This window comes from Arthrobacter sp. S39 (genome assembly GCF_004320525.1).
In the GTDB taxonomy this organism is placed as follows: Bacteria; Actinomycetota; Actinomycetes; order Actinomycetales; family Micrococcaceae; genus Arthrobacter.
Genome location: NZ_SIHX01000001.1, coordinates 191,487 through 207,887, shown reverse-complemented (window position 1 = coordinate 207,887; position 16,401 = coordinate 191,487). Strand labels below are relative to the sequence as shown.

The window sequence follows — 16,401 nt, the reverse complement described above, 5'->3', positions numbered from 1 at the left end:
TTCACCTGCGCCGGCCGCCCTACGTTCAGGGTCCTTCGTCCAGAAAACCACTTGACCTCCAGCGCACAAACTACAGAGTTGAGCTGTGTTCAGGAGAGTGGATTTCCAACAACCGACGGTCTTTGGTAGTTCAAGCTTACGGGACGCGCCGCCCCTCTACCAAATCGGGCAAATCGGCGCTCAGCTCTTGCTGGTACCCAGGTGCGGGAGTTCCTTTTGCCAGATGCCCGTGACGCCCGCCGTCGTGAACCCCAGTTGCTTGTTGACGGTCAGGAGGTACCTGTTCTCCGGCGCGTTCCATGTGTAGATGACCCTGGCATCGGGGAACTGTTCGGTCAGCCGTTCCATGTTGGCCACCTTGATCAGCAGCCCCAGTTTGTTCCCGCGGTGTTCCTGGAGCACCAGGGTGTCGTCCTGGAACACAACGTCTGCCCGGTGAGCCAGGACGGTGATGGTGGTCAGGCCCACCAATGCGCCGGTGGCGAGGTCTTCGACGGCGGTAACCACTGTCCGCCGTCCCTGCGCAATAGTGGCCTTTTCGGCTTCGCGGAGGATGCCGCCGTCGAACACCATATCCTGCTCAACGGGAGCCTCCAGCGAGGGGTCGACGTCGGCGCCCGCCTGGTTTTCCAACACGGCCACCGCCTCCAGCCATTGATCCGGGCAACGGTCGGTCCAATGATGCAGGAGGTACCGCCCGTTGTTGGCTTCGTCGGCTTCCGTCTGGAGGTCGGCGACGAGCTTAGTGTCCAGCGGCAGGGCGCAGGAGCTGAACTGTTCAATGTGCTGCAGGGTGTACCCGGTCTTCTGGGCAAACTCGACCTCACGGCTTTCCAGCGGCACAAAGCCCTGCCCCGAGCCCGGCACCAGCTGGGCTTTCTCGAACTCGTGTAGGGACGCGCCGGGGTGGTTGGTGTCCACCAGGATCATGGTCCGCCCCTCTGCCCGCGCCAGGTGTTCGGCGGCGAGCAGCAGCTTCCTGCCAACGCCCTGCCGCTGGAATTCGGGCAGTATGTCCAGCGTGAATTCGGCGAGGTCCAGGTTGTCAGTCAGGGGCAGGGCGATGTCCACCGTACCCACGATCTCGCCGTCGACCTTGGCCACCAGGATGATCTGGCGTTCGTAGGGGTCCTCGAGCTCCAGCAGTTTCTCGAGCGGCGCGTAGGCCAGGTCGTCGCTCCCCCACGTCTGCATCCGGACCTTGCGTCCCACCTCGACGGCGGCAAGGAAGTCCGCTGCGTCCGGCGAGTCCAGCGAATCCGGGATAAAAAGCTGCTCGATCTTCACGTCGTTTGCCATAAGGGGCATCATCCCAGCCGTTTCTGCCACTCACCTTCATAGCCAGCAGGCTTGAATCCAAGCGAAATATTTATCGCCAGCATATGCTGGTTTTCGTTGGCATTCCACGTAAGGACCGACCGCGCGGCGGGCCACCGCTGCTGCGCCAGACGCAGGTTCGTGAGTTTGACCAGCATTCCCAGGCGGTGTCCCCGGTGCTCCGCGGACACCAACGTATCCTGCTGGATCACGGTTGCTGGCACGTCGGGACGCCAATTCAGGACTGTGTACGCCGCAAGTGCGCCGGACACGCTGTGCACCGCGCCGGCGACCTGGACCTGGACGCCGCTGCGGGCCAGCGTCCGCTCGTCCTCCCGGACACGGGCCACGTCCCAATCCTCGGCGCCCCAGTCCAACCCGGCCGTGGGCACGTCCGTGCTCATCCGGGCCTTCAGGACGGCGTACTCCGCAACGAATTCGTCAGGGCAGGACTCTGCCCAGGCAACCATCGTGTAGTCCCGCGCAAAGGCGGACGCCTCTGCCTCAAAGATTTCCAGACGCTCCGGCGGCACAGGCAACGCGATGCGGCTGGACCTCTCCACCTGCTCCAGCTCATACCCGGCCCCGGACGCGAAGGCGGTTGAGGGCTCGTCCCGCGGGAGTCCGCCGGCTCCTGATTTGGCCGGAAGCAACCCGGCCGAATACTCCACCAGCTCCAGAGGGATCTCGCAGTACGCGTCAAGCGACGTCCTGCCCCGCCCTGCCGCGGCCGACTCTGCGTACTCCAGCAACTGGCGACCCCACCCGCGCCGCCGGTGCGCAGGGGCCACCAGGACGTCGATCCCGGCGGTGGTGGTGTTCTCACGCAGCGGCAGGGTGACTGAACACATGCCCACCAGCTCCGTGCCCAGCCTCGCGATGTAGAGGTGCCGCTCCTCATACTCATTGCCCCGCCAGAATTCCATGGCCTCGGCCACGGTGGGGCAACGGTCGAGGTCGCCCCACTTTTCCAGCTCGTGGGCTTCGCGGAGGGCCTGGCAGGCATGGAAGTCCGAGGCGCCGTCCGGGCGTCCCCCGCCGCTGGAAGTGCCGCCGTCGGGCGTTTCCGGGATACGAACGGCGGTGATGGCCAGGTCGGTCATGCCCCCAGCCTAGCCATCGGTGCGATTTAGTCGAGGAAGGGGTTAAGCAAAGGGACCGCCCGGCGCAATGCCGGACGGTCCCTGTGTATATGCCGGACGGAGCCGGCAGGCGCTGTTGAGGATTAGACCTCGGTCAGTACCTTGGTGACGTTGGGGTCAACGGAGATGCCCGGACCGAACGTGGTGGCAACGGTGGCCTTCTGGATGTAGCGGCCCTTGGAAGCGGACGGCTTCAGGCGAAGGACCTCTTCCAGTGCTGCTGCGTAGTTCTCGGCCAGCTTGATGGCGTCGAAGGAAACCTTGCCGATGATGAAGTGCAGGTTCGAGTGCTTGTCGACGCGGAAGTCGATCTTGCCGCCCTTGATGTCGTTAACAGCCTTGGCGACATCCGGGGTGACCGTGCCGGTCTTCGGGTTCGGCATCAGGTTACGGGGACCCAGTACCTTACCAAGACGGCCAACCTTGCCCATGAGGTCAGGGGTGGCTACAGCTGCGTCGAAGTCGGTCCAGCCGGCGGCGATCTTTTCGATCAGGTCATCGGAACCAACGAAGTCGGCGCCGGCAGCAATTGCTGCTTCTGCCTTGTCGCCCGTTGCGAAAACGAGGACGCGGGCGACCTTGCCGGTGCCGTGGGGCAGGTTGACCGTGCCGCGGACCATCTGGTCAGCCTTACGGGGGTCAACGCCCAGGCGGAAGGCAACCTCAACGGTGGCGTCGAACTTGGACGGGTTCGTGTCCTTGGCGAGCGTCACTGCCTCGAACGGCGCGTAGAACTTCTCCGCGTCGATCTTGGCGGCTGCTGCCTCATATGCTTTGCTGCGCTTTGCCATGCTGCTTACTTCTCCTTGTGCAGTTGTGGTCTGCGGACCGCGCTGGGCCCTGCCACAGTCGGGAATCCGGCATGGAATCCCAACATTTTAATGTTTCAGTGGTGCCGGTCGCCCGGCGGGTGAAGGCTCTTAGCCCTCGACGGTGATACCCATGGAGCGGGCGGTGCCGGCGATGATCTTCGCTGCGCCTTCGAGGCTCGTGGCGTTGAGGTCTTCCATCTTGGTGGTGGCGATCTCGTTGACCTGGGCCTGCGTCAGCTTGGCAACCTTGACGGTGTGCGGCGTGGGTGAACCCTTGGCAACGCCTGCAGCCTTCTTGATGAGCTCTGCAGCCGGCGGGGTCTTGGTGATGAACGTGAATGAACGGTCTTCGTAAACCGTGATCTCCACGGGGATGACGTTTCCGCGCTGGGCTTCTGTGGCAGCGTTGTACGCCTTGCAGAATTCCATGATGTTGACACCGTGCTGGCCAAGCGCAGGACCGATCGGCGGGGCCGGGTTAGCGGCACCTGCCTGGATCTGCAGCTTGATGAGGCCGGTGACCTTCTTCTTGGGAGCCAATGTAGGGTCCTTCTCTCAATAACGTCCTGGGACACAGGAGCGTGCCTCAGGTTTTTGGCCGCCATGGCGAGGCGGCCGGCCGTTCCGGAACTGCTAAGCGGGCAGCGCCGGAGCGAATTCTGTGCGTGGTGCTAGATCTTGGTGACCTGGTTGAACGCCAGGGTGACCGGGGTTTCGCGCTCGAAGATGGAGACGAGTACCACGAGGGTCTGGGATTCCACCTTGATTTCGGAGATCGTGGCCGGGAGGGTCTCGAACGGACCTTCCTTAACGATGACGGATTCGCCAACCTCGAAGTCAACGTCAACCGGTGTAGCAGCGTGCTTGACCGGCTTGCCCTTCTCGGCCTGCTCTTCTTCGAAGACCGGGGCGAGCATGGAAAAGACCTCATCGAGGCGCAGCGGCACGGGGTTGTGGGCGTTGCCCACGAAGCCGGTGACGCCGGGGGTGTGGCGGACGGCGCCCCAGGAGGCGTCCGTCAGGTCCATGCGGACCAGGACGTAGCCGGGGATGCGGACGCGGTTGATGACCTTGCGCTGGGCGTTCTTGATCTCAACGACTTCTTCCATCGGCACCTGGATTTCGAAGATGAACTCTTCCATGTCCAGGGTCTGGATGCGGGTCTCAAGGTTGGCCTTTACGCGGTTTTCGTAACCGGCGTAGGAGTGGATGACGTACCAGTCACCCTCCTGGCGGCGCAGTTTGGCTTTGAATTCCTCAGCGGGATCAACCTCGGCCTTGGCGGCCGCAGCGGCGAGGGCGTCGGCCTCTTCCGAATCTTCGTCGGAGTCGTCGCCGTCAACGTCTTCCTCTGAAGCGTCAGAGTCGTCGTCGGAATCATCAGCGTCGTCAGAATCGGCGAAGTCGGATTCGGACGCAGCGGACTCAACCTCAGACTCTTCACCGGCTTCTGCCGTGACGTCCGTGGACTCTTCCAGCTCAGTCTCGGTTACCTCGAGCTCCTGCTCAGACACTTGGTCTCCTGCTTCCTCATTGCCTAACATGCCTATTTAAATGGCTCAATTCCGCACACTGACGTGGCTTCCTCCGGTTTACCCGGACCAGACCACGCAGCCTGCGGACGATTCGCCTTAGCGGTCCCCGGGAGCTATCCCGCCGAAGACCCAGCTGACAGCGGTTCCAAAACCGATGTCCAGCAGGCTGACGATGACCATCATGATGGCCACGAACACCAGCACCACCAGTGTGTAATTGATCAGTTCCTTGCGGGTTGGTGCAACAACCTTCTTCAGTTCGCCGATGATCTGGCGGACGAAGAGTGCAATGCGAGCGAAGAAGTTTGCCTTGGCGTCCTTCTTAGCTGGGCGGCCCTTGGAGCTGCTGGCAGCTGTTTCGGTCACCTGGTCCTCACTCATCTTTGCAATGTTGGATTACCCGGTCCTGATCAGACCATGGTTGCTGCGCTTGCTCCGGCATTCCGCCGGAACAGCTTGCGCAGGGCAGACAGGACTCGAACCTGCAACCTGCGGTTTTGGAGACCGCTGCGCTACCAATTGCGCCACTACCCTATGGATCAAAAACCGCACCTGACGAAACTTCCGCAGTTTGCACTGGGGCGCACGTCATCATCCGTGTTTTCAACACCGGAGAACCAGTCTACGCAACAACTTCGTGTTCGTCGAACCAGCCTCATTCCGGGCCCTTCGCGCCGCTGGAATTGGTGACCTGACCTGCAGTCATAAATCCAATCCGGCAACCCGAACGATCCGGTGAACAGCATAGAGTAGATCACGTCGAATTCCACCATTCAGCCTTCGGGCTGCAAGCGAAGAACGGACCCTGCCATGTCTGCCGCCCGCGTTTCCCAGCGCATTTCCGCCATTGCCGAATCCGCAACCCTGGCCGTTGACGCCAAGGCCAAGGCGCTGAAGGCAGCCGGCCGGCCGGTCATTGGCTTCGGCGCAGGCGAACCGGACTTCCCCACCCCGGACTACATCGTCCAGGCGTCGATTGAGGCCGCCAGCCAGCCCAAGTATCACCGCTACTCCCCCGCCGGCGGCCTGCCGGAGCTGAAGAAGGCCATTGCCGAGAAGACCCTCCGGGATTCCGGCTATGCCGTGGACGCGTCCCAGGTGCTGGTGACCAACGGCGGCAAGCAGGCCGTGTACAACACCTTCGCCACGCTGGTGGATCCGGGCGACGAAGTGATTGTTCCCACACCGTTCTGGACCACGTACCCGGAGGCCATCCGGCTCGCCGGCGGTGTCCCGGTTGAGGTCTTCGCCGGTCCGGAACAGGATTACCTCGTCACGGTGGACCAGCTTGAGGCGGCCGTCACGGACCGCACCAAGATCCTGCTGTTCGTCTCGCCGTCCAACCCCACGGGTTCGGTTTACTCCCCCGAGCAGGTCGCCGAGATCGGCAAATGGGCCGCAGCCAAGGGCCTCTGGGTGGTCACCGACGAAATCTACGAGCACCTGACCTACGACGGCGTCCCCTTCACGTCCATCGCCACCGCTGCCCCTGAACTGGGCGACAAAGTTGTGATCCTCAACGGCGTCGCCAAAACCTACGCCATGACCGGCTGGCGCGTGGGCTGGATGATCGGCCCGGCCGACGTCATCAAGGCCGCCACCAACCTGCAGTCCCACGCCACCTCCAACGTCTCCAATATCATGCAGATCGCCGCCCTCGCAGCAGTTTCCGGCCCGCTCACCGCCGTCGATGACATGAAGGTTGCCTTTGACCGCCGCCGCAAGGCGATCGTCGCCGGGCTGAACGCCATTGACGGTGTGGAATGCCCGACGCCGAAGGGTGCCTTCTATGTCTACGCGGACGTCCGCGGGCTGCTGGGGAAGGAATTCCCGACGGCGGCGGGCAGCGCCACGCCGTCGACCTCCGCTGAGCTGGCCACCCTGATCCTGGACGAGGTGGAGGTGGCTGTGGTGCCGGGCGAGGCCTTCGGCCCCTCCGGCTACCTGCGCCTCTCCTACGCCCTGGGCGACGACGACCTGGCCACGGGCGTGGCCCGGCTCCAGGACTTCCTGGGCAAGGCCAAGTAACCCGTTTAAACCACGATGCGCTATCACTTTTGGTCCCTAAACAGCGCCGATAACGACCAAGAGTGATAGCGCATCTTTGGGCTAGAGGAGGCGGCGTTCGGCGGCCCATTTGGTGAGCTCGTGCCGGCTGGAGAGCTGGAGTTTGCGCAGCACCGCCGACACGTGGGTCTCCACGGTCTTGATGCTGATGAACAGTTCCTTGGCCACTTCCTTGTAGCTGTAGCCGCGGGCGATGAGGCGCATGACTTCCAGCTCGCGGGCCGACAGCCGGTCCAGCTCGTCGTCGGCGATGTCTGCCGGGGCGGTGCCGAAGGCGTCCAGTACGAAGCCTGCCAGCCGGGGTGAAAAGACGGCGTCGCCGCCGGCCACCCGGAAGACGGCGTCGGTGATTTCGGCACCGGAGATGGTCTTCGTGACATACCCCCGGGCCCCTGCCCGGATGACCGCCACCACATCCTCGGCAGCGTCCGAGACACTGAGGGCCAGGAACTTGGTGGACCCCAGGAGGGTGGCGGAACCGGCGATGACTTCGCGCCCGCCGCCGCCGAGGCCGCCGGGCAGGTGAACGTCCAGCAGCACCACTTCCGGACGCTCATGGGCGATCACGGCAATGGCCTGCTCCACCGTGGCAGCTTCGCCGACCACCTGGATGTTCGCGTCAAGGTCGGCTTTAAGGCCGGAACGGAAGATGGCGTGGTCGTCCACGATCACCACCCGGACCGGCTGCGCGGGGCGGACTGGTCCGGTCCCCTGTACGTTGTTCATGATTTCCCTTCCGCGTTGTCCGTTTGGAGCGCCGGCAGGCCCAGGCGCACCTCAGTGCCGTCCGGAGTGCTGGTGATGGAGGCTGTGCCGCCGTGGCGCTTCATGCGTCCGATGATCGATTCCCGGACGCCCAGCCTGTCCTCCGGTACGTCGTTGAGTTCGAAGCCCGGTCCGCGGTCCTTGACGTAGACCTCGGCGCGGCCGTCCGAAACTTCGAGGTAGACCGAGACGGACCCGCCGCCGTGCCTGGAAGCGTTCAGCATCGCCTCCCGGCTGGCCTGGACCAGGGCCTCGTGGGCTTCGGTCATGGCCGTGTCCCCGACGCTCACCACCTCCACGGCGTTGCCCAGGAAGTCCTCCACTTCGGCCGCGGTTGCCTTGATCCTTTCCGAGAGCTGGCCGACGTCGCGGCCAGGGTCCTGGAACAGCCAGCCCCGGAGTTCACGTTCCTGGGCCCGGGCCAGGCGGACCACGTCGTGTTCGTTGCCGGCCCGCCGCTGGATCAGGGCAAGGGTCTGCAGGACAGAGTCGTGCAGGTGGGCAGCGATCTCGGCCCGTTCCGTTTCGCGGACCCGGCCGGCACGCTCCGCTTCGAGGTCGCGCCAGAATTTGAGTGCCCACGGCAGGAGCACCAGCACGACGCCACCGAGCACCGCCACCGACGCGAGCAGCGCCAGCCAGGTCTGTTCCCAGGATCCGGAGCCGGACACCATCACCAGCACGCCGGCGACCACCAGGGCGAGCCCCGCAGCGAGGCGGGCCCAGCCGCCGGCCTGGTCGGCCTTGGTTTTGTCCAGCAGACCGGCACGGCGGGTCTCGTCGAGCTGCATCCAGGCGATGGCTGCGCCGCCCAGCACGGCCGCGGCCGGAATGAGGGTCCCCAGGGGCACGTCTACGCCCAGGAGCTGCGCGATCAGGATTCCCGCCACCAGGAGGAGACCGGCTCCCAACAGGATTTCCTTGCCGTAACGCATGCTGCGGAACCGGAACCACGGCGGCCTGCCTGCGTGGCCCGCCAGGGGCGGACCGTAGCCCCCCGCAGAGGGGCCAGGCGGCACCGCCGCGGTGCCGTAGCTGTTGGCTGGCCCCGCCCCGGGAGCGTACGCAGCGGCGGGGGCGGCAGCACCGGCGTCGGACATTCCCCAAGGCGGCGCGCCGGCGGGCGGCGCAGCACCGAATGCCGGGTCAATCCGCACGGGCGGCACGAGGCTGACGGCCGGGGCAATGGGCGACGCCGGCCGCCTGGCGTTGCGTCGGGCGCTTTCGTCAGCGGTGGGGACCATGATCCACAGCCAGCCGTAGAAGGCCAGCCCGGCACCGCCGGCCAGGGTTGCCAGCGCCATGCCGATCCTGACATTCTTCACCGGCCAGCCCAGATGCGCCGCGAGGCCGGAGCACACGCCCGCGATGATCCGGTCGCTGCTGCGCACCAGCGGTGGGCGGGTAAGGGCTGTGCTCATGTGTCAATCCAAGCACGGATCAGGGTTCCCCGGACCGGATTCGGGCCTGAACCGGGGGTAGCTCAGGGACGGTTCAGGGTGTTCCCCAGTAGAGCGGGACAGCCCGGGACGGCAGGATCGAAGTATGAACTCGCACACCCCCACCCCCGATGACGGACAACCCACGGAACCACTCCCACCCCGCGGAAGCGAACAGCCGACCGAGCCGCTTCCTCCCCGCGGAGCAGAACAGCCCACCAAACCCCTGACGCCTGGTCCGGATGCGTCGCAGGACGCCCCTGCCCCGTCGCAGGACACACCGCAGGAGGCGCCACAGCAGCCGCCCTACGGCCAGCAGTCCGGCCCCTACGCCGGCCCTTACACCAGTGCCAAAGCACCAGGCCAGTCCACTGACTTCTTCCCCTGGATCCGCAGCCACGGCATCCAACGCGGACGTGACCGCTGGATCGGCGGTGTCTCCAGCGGCATCGCACACCGGATGGGCATCGACCCGCTGATTGTCCGCGGCATCTTCATCGTCCTCACCCTCTTCGCCGGCATCGGCGTCCTGCTCTACGGCCTGGCCTGGGCGTTCCTCCCCGAGCCTGACGGCCGCATCCACGTCCAGGAGGCCGGCGCAGGACGGTGGTCCACCGGCATGACCGGTGCGCTGGTCACCACCGTGGTGGGTCTTACCGGTCTCGGCGGCGGCTTCTGGGGCTGGAGCCGCAACGGCTTCGGTGGATTCCTCTGGACCGTCTTCTGGGTGGGCGGCGCCATCTACCTCATCTACTACCTGACCCAGCGAAACAAGGCCCGGAATGGAGCTCCCATGAATGCCACCCCGCAGCCGGCCGGATCCGGCGGAAACGCCGCCTTCGCGGCCGCCTACCCCACCACCCCCTACACCTCGCCGTACTCTGCTACCGCGACCGGCTCCGGCGGTACCCCTCCCTACACGCCGACACCGCCTTCGGGCCCCACCCCGCCCTACGGCAGCGGCGGCTTCCCGGGCGGAGGCAACTACGGCGGCGGCAACTACGGCGGCGGCTACCAGCCGCCACAAGGCCCGGCGCGCCCACCCAAGGTCCGCCCCGGCGGCCCCGGAGCCCCTGCGGTAGCAATCACCGCCGGAACGGCACTCCTGGTGGGCGGCGGGCTCAAAGCCCTCGACGCCGGCAACGTCATCAACCTCGGCGACTCCGCCAACGCCATCGTCTGGGCCAGCGCCGCGGTGGTCCTGGGCCTCGGCATCCTCGTCGCCGGCCTGCGCGGCAGGACCTCAGGGGTCCTCGGCTTCTTCGCAGTGGTTGCCCTGATCATCGGCGGCATCTTCAATGTGGTGGGCAACGGCGACAGGGTCCGCTTCACCCAGGTGGACTGGACGCCCGCCAGCATTGAGCAGGCCAGGGACGGCTTCGACGTCACTGCCGGCCGCGGGACTGTGGACCTCACGCATCTGAAAGTGGCCGCCCCGCTGCCATCCGACGTCGTTGTTCCCTTGAAAATCACGGCCAGCAACGTCACGGTGGCCATCCCTGACAACGTCCCCGTGGACATCAAAGCCGACATGACAATGGGCAACATCCACGAAGGCGCCAACCACCGCAGCGGCATCTCCACCAGGGAGAGCAGCTACAACACGGACCTGCCCGGCGCCCGCCTGGTGGTCGAAATCGACGGCACCTTCAGCAACGTCACCATCCAGGAAGGGAACTGACATGAGCAACGTTGATCCGGCACCGGATTCATTCACGAAGGAAACGCCGACGGCGGACATCACCGGGCCTGCGGGTCCCGCACCCACCAGGGTGGGAACCGTGGTCTGGGGCCTGGTGGTCCTGGCCCTCGCCGTCCTCATCATCATCGCCCAGCTGGGCGTCGTCACCCTGAACGGCACCTATGTGCTGATCGGCCTCATGATCGGGGCCGGGGCCGCGCTGGTGGTTGGCGGGCTGCTCTCGGCACGGAAACGTGACAACGAACCCACAACAGGGAAGTCTTGAGCCATGGACAAGTTTTTCAGCATCGTCAGGGGCTTCGGCCTGAAACGTGGTCCCGAGCGCTGGCTTGGCGGCGTGTGCGGAGGGATAGCAGCCAAACTCAACGTGGATGTGGCCTTCGTGCGGATCGCATTCCTGGTCTTCTGCCTCCTCCCCGGACCCGCAGTGGTCTTCTATGTGGCGGCCTGGCTGATCCTTCCGGACCAGCAGAACTCGATCCCACTGCAGTCCTTCCTGGACCGGCGGTCCATCAACGGATCCTGACCACTGGCAAACAGGCCCCCGCACCGCGGAGTACTCCCCTCAGGGAGCTCCCCGGAGCGGGGGTCTTTTTGCTGCCTGTGTCCACCGGCCGGTGGACACCAGGTTCAACCGCCCGGGCCTGTTGGCCGGTACCCGGTGGCTGCCACGCTGGAAGCATGAACTCCTCTACAAGCCCGGGGCAGCGGCCGGCCGCTGCCGCCATCACCGCCCGCGGCCTCAACAAGGCTTACCGGCTGCCCAAAGGCGGCACCCTCACGGCCGTAGACCATCTGGACCTCACCATCCGTGCCGGCGAAACGTACGCCCTCCTGGGCCCCAACGGGGCCGGCAAGTCAACCACCATCGAGATGCTCGAGGGGCACCGTAAACCGGACAGCGGCGAGGTGAAGGTCCTGGAAACCCGGCCGTGGAAAGCTCCGCCGTCCTTCCGGGCCAGGATCGGGATTGTGCTGCAGGAGGCCACCGATTCGGGGGAACTCCGGGTTTCGGAGGCACTGCGGTCACTGGCCTCCTGCTTTCCTGCGCCGAGGCAGGTGGACGAGGTCATCGATGCCGTGGGGCTGGGCCGCAAAGGGGGCGTCCGCATCTCCACGCTGTCGGGCGGGCAGCGGCGCCGGCTGGACGTGGCACTGGGGATCATCGGCAACCCGGAAGTCCTGTTCCTGGATGAACCCACCACCGGATTCGATCCCGAAGCCAGGCGGCAGTTCTGGGACCTCATCCGCCAGCTGAGCAGCGGCGGGACCACCATTGTGCTGACCACGCACTACCTGGACGAGGCCGAACAGCTGGCGGACCGGATCGGCGTGATCAACCACGGCCGGCTGATCGCCGAGGGCAGCCCTCACGACATCGGCGGCCCCGGCCTCCGCGTGCCGCGCGTCCGGTGGCGGGATGCATCCGGCCTCCGCGAGGTGGTGACGGAGCAGCCGGCTGCACTGGTCAATTCACTGTCCGACGGCGGCGCAACCGAGCCGGCGGAGCTCGCCGTCGTCCGTCCAAGCCTGGAAGACATCTACCTGCAACTGATCGGGGCGGCCGATGGGGCCGAACTCGCCGCTGAACGTACCCAGGCAGCACCCTCCACGTCAGGAGCCCTCCGATGAGCACAACATTCCCTTCATCCGCCGCCCGCGAAGCCGTCCGCCCTGCCTGGCGTCCATCAGTAGTGCGCCTGGGGCTTGGCCGGATCGTGCTGGAAATCAAACTATTTAACCGGGATGTGCTTTCACTGGTCCTGGTGCTGTTTTTCCCGATCCTGATGATGTCCCTGTTCGGCACCGTCTTCGGTGACGAGCCGGAATTCGGGGCGGATCCGAACGGACAGGGCGGCATCACCCCGGCGCACTACTATTTGCCCGGCATGCTCGCGCTGAGCACCATCCTCAGCGGTTTCCAGAACCTCAGCAGCTATGTTGCCACCGAGCGTTTCAACGGCACAGTGAAACGGCTGGCCGGAACTCCGTTGCCCGCTGCCTCGTATTTCATCGGAAAAACGGGGCAAACCCTCTACCTGATCGTGGCGCAGACAGCCCTCCTGCTGCTGGCGGCCACCGTCCTCTTTGACGTGCCACTGCCCCGCGAAGCCGGGCAGTGGGGCCTGATGGCGTTGCTCATGGTTCTGGCGACAGCTGCGTGGGCCACGGTCGCGATCGCCTTCACGGCGCTGCCCAAGTCTGCCCAGAGTGCCTCGACGCTGGCGGTCCTGCCGGTACTGCTGCTGTCCTTCACCTCAGGGGTGTACTTCCCGTTTTCCCAGCTTCCGGACTGGCTGCAGTCCATCAGCAACTTCTTCCCGCTCCGCTGGACGGCGAGCGCCTTCCGGTCGGTTTTCCTCCCTGCCGGCTTCGAGGCCGTGGAGCCGGGCGGAACCTACAACCTGCCCTTCACGTTCCTCGTGCTGGGCTTGTGGGTGGCCGCGGGTGCAGTCGTGGCCCGGCTGGCGTTCAAGTGGCCGCCGCAGAAGTAGCAGGCCCTGTGCCACACCAATCGTTGGTCTTGGTGGCCCGGCGACACGCCGATAGGGTGCACCCATGAGCTATATCAGCGGACGGACCGAGCGGCTGCTGCCAGCCCGCTCCGTGTGGACCACCTCCATGGTGTGGTGGCATGCGGGTTTCTACGCCGCCCTTGCCAGCGTGTCCTATCTCGCCCTCTTCGGCAATGAGCGGGAGGACGGGACGCCGCTGGTGATCGGGGCGCTGGCGCTACTGGGGGTTGCCTACCCGTTCCTCACCCGCACCAGGGACCTCCGCACGTCTCGCCCCTCCGTCTACGTGGCACTGCTGGTGGCTGTGGTGGTGTTCCTGTCGTTTGTTTACGACGGCGCCGGCGTCCTGCTGTTTGTGGCTTTCCCGCAGGTCTGGATGTTTACTTCCTCGCAGCGCCAGGGTGTGGCCGCCACCGCGATCCTCTGCGCGGGGGTGGCCGTTGGACAGGTCAGCCGCTGGGGGCTGACCGGCACCGAGGTTTACGGCATCACCGCCCAGCTGGTGACGTCGTTCGTTGCCAGCTGCATGATCGGCCTCTGGATCTCGAAAGTCATCGAGCAAAGCGAACAGCGGGCCGAGCTTCTGGCCGAGCTGGACGCCACCCGCCATGAACTCAACGTGGCGGAGCAGGCCCGTGGCGCCCTCGCCGAACGGGAACGGATGGCCCGGGAAATCCACGACACCCTGGCCCAGGGCTTTACGTCCATCGCCATGTTGTCGGAGGCGGCGCAGGCCCAGCTCCGGGTCCAACCACAGGATCCGGCCGGGCTGCTGCGGAGCCTGGCGGCCATCTCGGACACCGCCCGGGAGAATTTGACGGAGGCCCGTGCCCTGGTGGCTTCGGGCGTCCCGTCCGACGTCCAGGGCGGCGACCTGCTGGCCGCATTGCAGCGGCTCCCGGACACGCTGCACCTGGATGGCATCCGGCTGACCGCGGCATTGCCCGACCGCCTCCCGCCGCTCCCGTCCACACAGCAGGTGGCGCTGCTCCGGACGGCACAGGAAGCCCTGAACAACGTCCGGAGGCACTCGGGGGCCACCGCCGCGGAACTGCTGGTGGATATGCCGGCAGGCGGCCCGCCGCTGCTCCGGCTGACCGTGACGGACAATGGGCAGGGATTTGATACCGCGGCCGGCCACCAGGGGTTTGGGCTGAAATCCATGGCTGCCCGGCTGGACGAAATAGGCGGCCGGCTCCAGGTCACGTCATCACCCGCCGGCACACGCCTGGTGGCTGTCGTCCCGACGGCGGCACCAGGGGTTCGCGACGCGGACGCCGGGCTGGGGACGCACACACCAGGAGCCGGGGCATGAGCGCCCCGGGAACTGTCACGGTGGTCCTGGCCGACGACCACCCCGTCGTCCGGAGCGGCCTTGCCGCGCTGCTGGACACGGCAGAGGGCATCGACGTGGTGGCCGCCGCGGCCAACGGCCAGGAGGCGGTGGACGCCGTCAGCCGGCTACGCCCCGCCGTCGTACTCATGGACCTGCGGATGCCCGTCCTTGACGGCGCCGGCGCCACCGCGCAAATCCGGGACCGGTTTCCCGACACCAAGGTCCTGGTGCTGACCACGTACGACGACGACTCCGACATCATGCGCGCGGTGGAGTCCGGCGCGGTGGGCTACCTCCTCAAGGACACGCCCGGGGACCGGATCATCGAGGCCGTGCGCGCTGCCGCGCGTGGTGAGACGGTCCTGGCGCCGCCGGTTGCGGCCCGCCTGGTCTCGCGCATGCGGTCGCCGGAGCTGCCGCGGCTCACGGCCAGGGAGGTGGAGGTCCTCCGCTGCGTCGCCCAGGGACTGAGCAATCCGGAGGCAGCCGCACGCCTGCACATCGCCGAAGCGACGGTCAAAACCCACCTGCTGAGGATCTTCAACAAGCTGGACGTGGACGACAGGACCCGGGCCGTGGTCCTCGCCATGGAACGGGGCCTTTTGTAACCAGTTTGTGTCGTACCCCACACCGACCACTAGAATCTAGGGTGAGCTCAGCGTGGCGCTCTGCCTGTAAACCTTCACACCAGGATTTGAGCCGAGACATGAAAATTGGAATTCTTACCAGCGGTGGCGACTGCCCCGGACTGAACGCCGTCATCCGCGGAGCCGTCCTGAAAGGCATCGCCATCCACGGCCACGAATTCGTGGGGTTCCTGGACGGCTGGCGCGGCGTCGTTGAAGGCGACATCATCGACATCCCCCGCGCCATGGTCCGCGGCATCGCCAAGCAGGGCGGCACCATCCTGGGAACGTCCCGCACCAACCCGTTCGAGAACGGCGGCGGCCCGGACGTCATCAAGGCCCACATGGACCGGCTGGGCATCGACGCGATCATCGCCATCGGCGGTGAGGGAACCCTCGCGGCTGCCAAGCGCCTTACCGACGCCGGGCTGAAGATCGTCGGCGTCCCCAAGACCGTTGACAACGACCTCGACGCCACGGACTACACGTTCGGTTTTGACACCGCAGTCCAGATCGCCACGGAGGCCATCGACCGGCTGCGCACCACCGGCGAATCGCACCACCGCTGCATGATCGCCGAGGTCATGGGCCGCCACGTGGGGTGGATCGCCCTGCACGCCGGCATGGCCGCCGGTGCCCACGCCATCCTGATCCCGGAGCAGAAGGTCAGCATCGAACAGATCACCGAATGGGTGCAGGAAGCCCACGACCGTGGCCGCGCACCCCTGGTGGTGGTGGCCGAAGGCTTCGTGCCGGACCACATGGAAACGCCCCACTCCGAACGCGGCCTGGACACCTTCGGCCGGCCCCGGCTGGGTGGCATCGCGGACCAGCTGGCCCCCGAACTGGAGGCCCGCACCGGCATCGAAACCCGGGCCACCATCCTTGGCCACATCCAGCGCGGCGGCGTCCCGTCGGCCTTCGACCGCGTGCTGGCCACCCGGCTGGGCATGGCCGCCATCGACTCCGTGGTGGAGGGCTACTGGGGCACCATGGTGGCGCTCAAGGGCACCGACATCGAGCACGTGGGCTTCGCGGAAGCGCTGGGCAAGCTGAAGACCGTTCCGCAGAACCGGTACGACGAAGCCGCGGTCCTGTTCGGCTAAGCCGCCTCGGCGCGAACGTACAGTTGAGGCCCCCTTTT

The 16,401-nt window shown here is 66.0% G+C and carries 17 protein-coding genes and 1 tRNA gene; 9 read left to right on the top strand and 9 right to left on the bottom strand.

Annotated features, from left to right (window positions below):
• Positions 1-180 precede the first annotated feature (180 nt).
• The 7 genes from EYS21_RS01010 to EYS21_RS00980 all read right to left on the bottom strand — a co-directional run bounded on the left by EYS21_RS01010 (position 181) and on the right by EYS21_RS00980 (position 5,340).
• Positions 181-1,299, bottom strand: a complete 1,119-nt coding sequence (locus tag EYS21_RS01010) for a GNAT family N-acetyltransferase (RefSeq protein ID WP_131131291.1) — start codon at positions 1,297-1,299, stop codon at positions 181-183.
• An 8-nt stretch (positions 1,300-1,307) separates the two neighbouring features.
• On the bottom strand, positions 1,308-2,420 hold the full coding sequence (locus EYS21_RS01005; protein WP_131131290.1) for a GNAT family N-acetyltransferase: 1,113 nt from the start codon (positions 2,418-2,420) through the stop codon (positions 1,308-1,310).
• Between the two features lie 122 nt (positions 2,421-2,542).
• Positions 2,543-3,250 (bottom strand): 50S ribosomal protein L1, encoded by a 708-nt coding sequence (gene rplA, locus EYS21_RS01000; protein ID WP_131131289.1) that lies wholly within the window; start codon positions 3,248-3,250, stop codon positions 2,543-2,545.
• 129 nt (positions 3,251-3,379) lie between these two features.
• On the bottom strand, positions 3,380-3,811 hold the full coding sequence (rplK, locus tag EYS21_RS00995; RefSeq protein ID WP_024365990.1) for a 50S ribosomal protein L11: 432 nt from the start codon (positions 3,809-3,811) through the stop codon (positions 3,380-3,382).
• Positions 3,812-3,942: 131 nt separating this feature from the next.
• Entirely contained in the window at positions 3,943-4,785 is an 843-nt protein-coding gene (gene nusG, locus EYS21_RS00990; protein WP_131131288.1) for a transcription termination/antitermination protein NusG, read from the bottom strand.
• 117 nt (positions 4,786-4,902) lie between these two features.
• Positions 4,903-5,187 (bottom strand): preprotein translocase subunit SecE, encoded by a 285-nt coding sequence (gene secE / locus EYS21_RS00985; RefSeq protein ID WP_131131287.1) that lies wholly within the window; start codon positions 5,185-5,187, stop codon positions 4,903-4,905.
• A gap of 80 nt (positions 5,188-5,267) precedes the next feature.
• A tRNA-Trp gene (locus EYS21_RS00980) sits at positions 5,268-5,340 on the bottom strand.
• Positions 5,341-5,616: 276 nt separating this feature from the next.
• Here EYS21_RS00980 and EYS21_RS00975 point away from each other — a divergent pair.
• The gene (locus EYS21_RS00975) at positions 5,617-6,834 is read left to right on the top strand and encodes a pyridoxal phosphate-dependent aminotransferase (protein WP_131131286.1); all 1,218 of its coding nucleotides are present in this window, start codon (positions 5,617-5,619) and stop codon (positions 6,832-6,834) included.
• Positions 6,835-6,915: 81 nt separating this feature from the next.
• Here the strand turns inward: EYS21_RS00975 and EYS21_RS00970 are convergent, their stop codons facing one another.
• Both EYS21_RS00970 and EYS21_RS00965 read right to left on the bottom strand, forming a co-directional pair.
• Entirely contained in the window at positions 6,916-7,599 is a 684-nt protein-coding gene (locus EYS21_RS00970; RefSeq protein WP_207307652.1) for a response regulator transcription factor, read from the bottom strand.
• Positions 7,596-9,059, bottom strand: a complete 1,464-nt coding sequence (locus EYS21_RS00965) for an ATP-binding protein (RefSeq protein WP_131131285.1) — start codon at positions 9,057-9,059, stop codon at positions 7,596-7,598. The genes EYS21_RS00970 and EYS21_RS00965 overlap by 4 nt, the downstream gene beginning before the upstream one ends.
• Before the next feature lie 124 nt (positions 9,060-9,183).
• Between EYS21_RS00965 and EYS21_RS00960 the strand changes: the two genes are divergently transcribed.
• From EYS21_RS00960 to EYS21_RS00925, 8 genes are all read left to right on the top strand, one after another.
• The gene (locus EYS21_RS00960) at positions 9,184-10,758 is read left to right on the top strand and encodes a PspC domain-containing protein (protein ID WP_131131284.1); all 1,575 of its coding nucleotides are present in this window, start codon (positions 9,184-9,186) and stop codon (positions 10,756-10,758) included.
• A 1-nt stretch (position 10,759) separates the two neighbouring features.
• Positions 10,760-11,044 carry a hypothetical protein gene (locus tag EYS21_RS00955; RefSeq protein WP_242633227.1) on the top strand — a complete coding sequence of 95 codons (285 nt, stop codon included), beginning with the start codon at positions 10,760-10,762 and terminating at the stop codon, positions 11,042-11,044.
• 3 nt (positions 11,045-11,047) lie between these two features.
• Positions 11,048-11,305 (top strand): PspC domain-containing protein, encoded by a 258-nt coding sequence (locus EYS21_RS00950; RefSeq protein WP_131131283.1) that lies wholly within the window; start codon positions 11,048-11,050, stop codon positions 11,303-11,305.
• Between the two features lie 155 nt (positions 11,306-11,460).
• Complete coding sequence (locus EYS21_RS00945) at positions 11,461-12,411, top strand: ABC transporter ATP-binding protein (protein ID WP_131131282.1); 951 nt, start codon at positions 11,461-11,463, stop codon at positions 12,409-12,411.
• The gene (locus EYS21_RS00940) at positions 12,408-13,274 is read left to right on the top strand and encodes an ABC transporter permease (protein ID WP_131131281.1); all 867 of its coding nucleotides are present in this window, start codon (positions 12,408-12,410) and stop codon (positions 13,272-13,274) included. Before EYS21_RS00945 ends, EYS21_RS00940 begins: the two co-directional genes overlap by 4 nt.
• A gap of 64 nt (positions 13,275-13,338) precedes the next feature.
• Positions 13,339-14,610 carry a sensor histidine kinase gene (locus tag EYS21_RS00935; protein ID WP_131131280.1) on the top strand — a complete coding sequence of 424 codons (1,272 nt, stop codon included), beginning with the start codon at positions 13,339-13,341 and terminating at the stop codon, positions 14,608-14,610.
• On the top strand, positions 14,607-15,239 hold the full coding sequence (locus tag EYS21_RS00930; protein ID WP_131131279.1) for a response regulator transcription factor: 633 nt from the start codon (positions 14,607-14,609) through the stop codon (positions 15,237-15,239). The genes EYS21_RS00935 and EYS21_RS00930 overlap by 4 nt, the downstream gene beginning before the upstream one ends.
• Before the next feature lie 98 nt (positions 15,240-15,337).
• Positions 15,338-16,363 carry an ATP-dependent 6-phosphofructokinase gene (locus tag EYS21_RS00925; protein WP_131131278.1) on the top strand — a complete coding sequence of 342 codons (1,026 nt, stop codon included), beginning with the start codon at positions 15,338-15,340 and terminating at the stop codon, positions 16,361-16,363.
• Positions 16,364-16,401 lie beyond the last annotated feature (38 nt).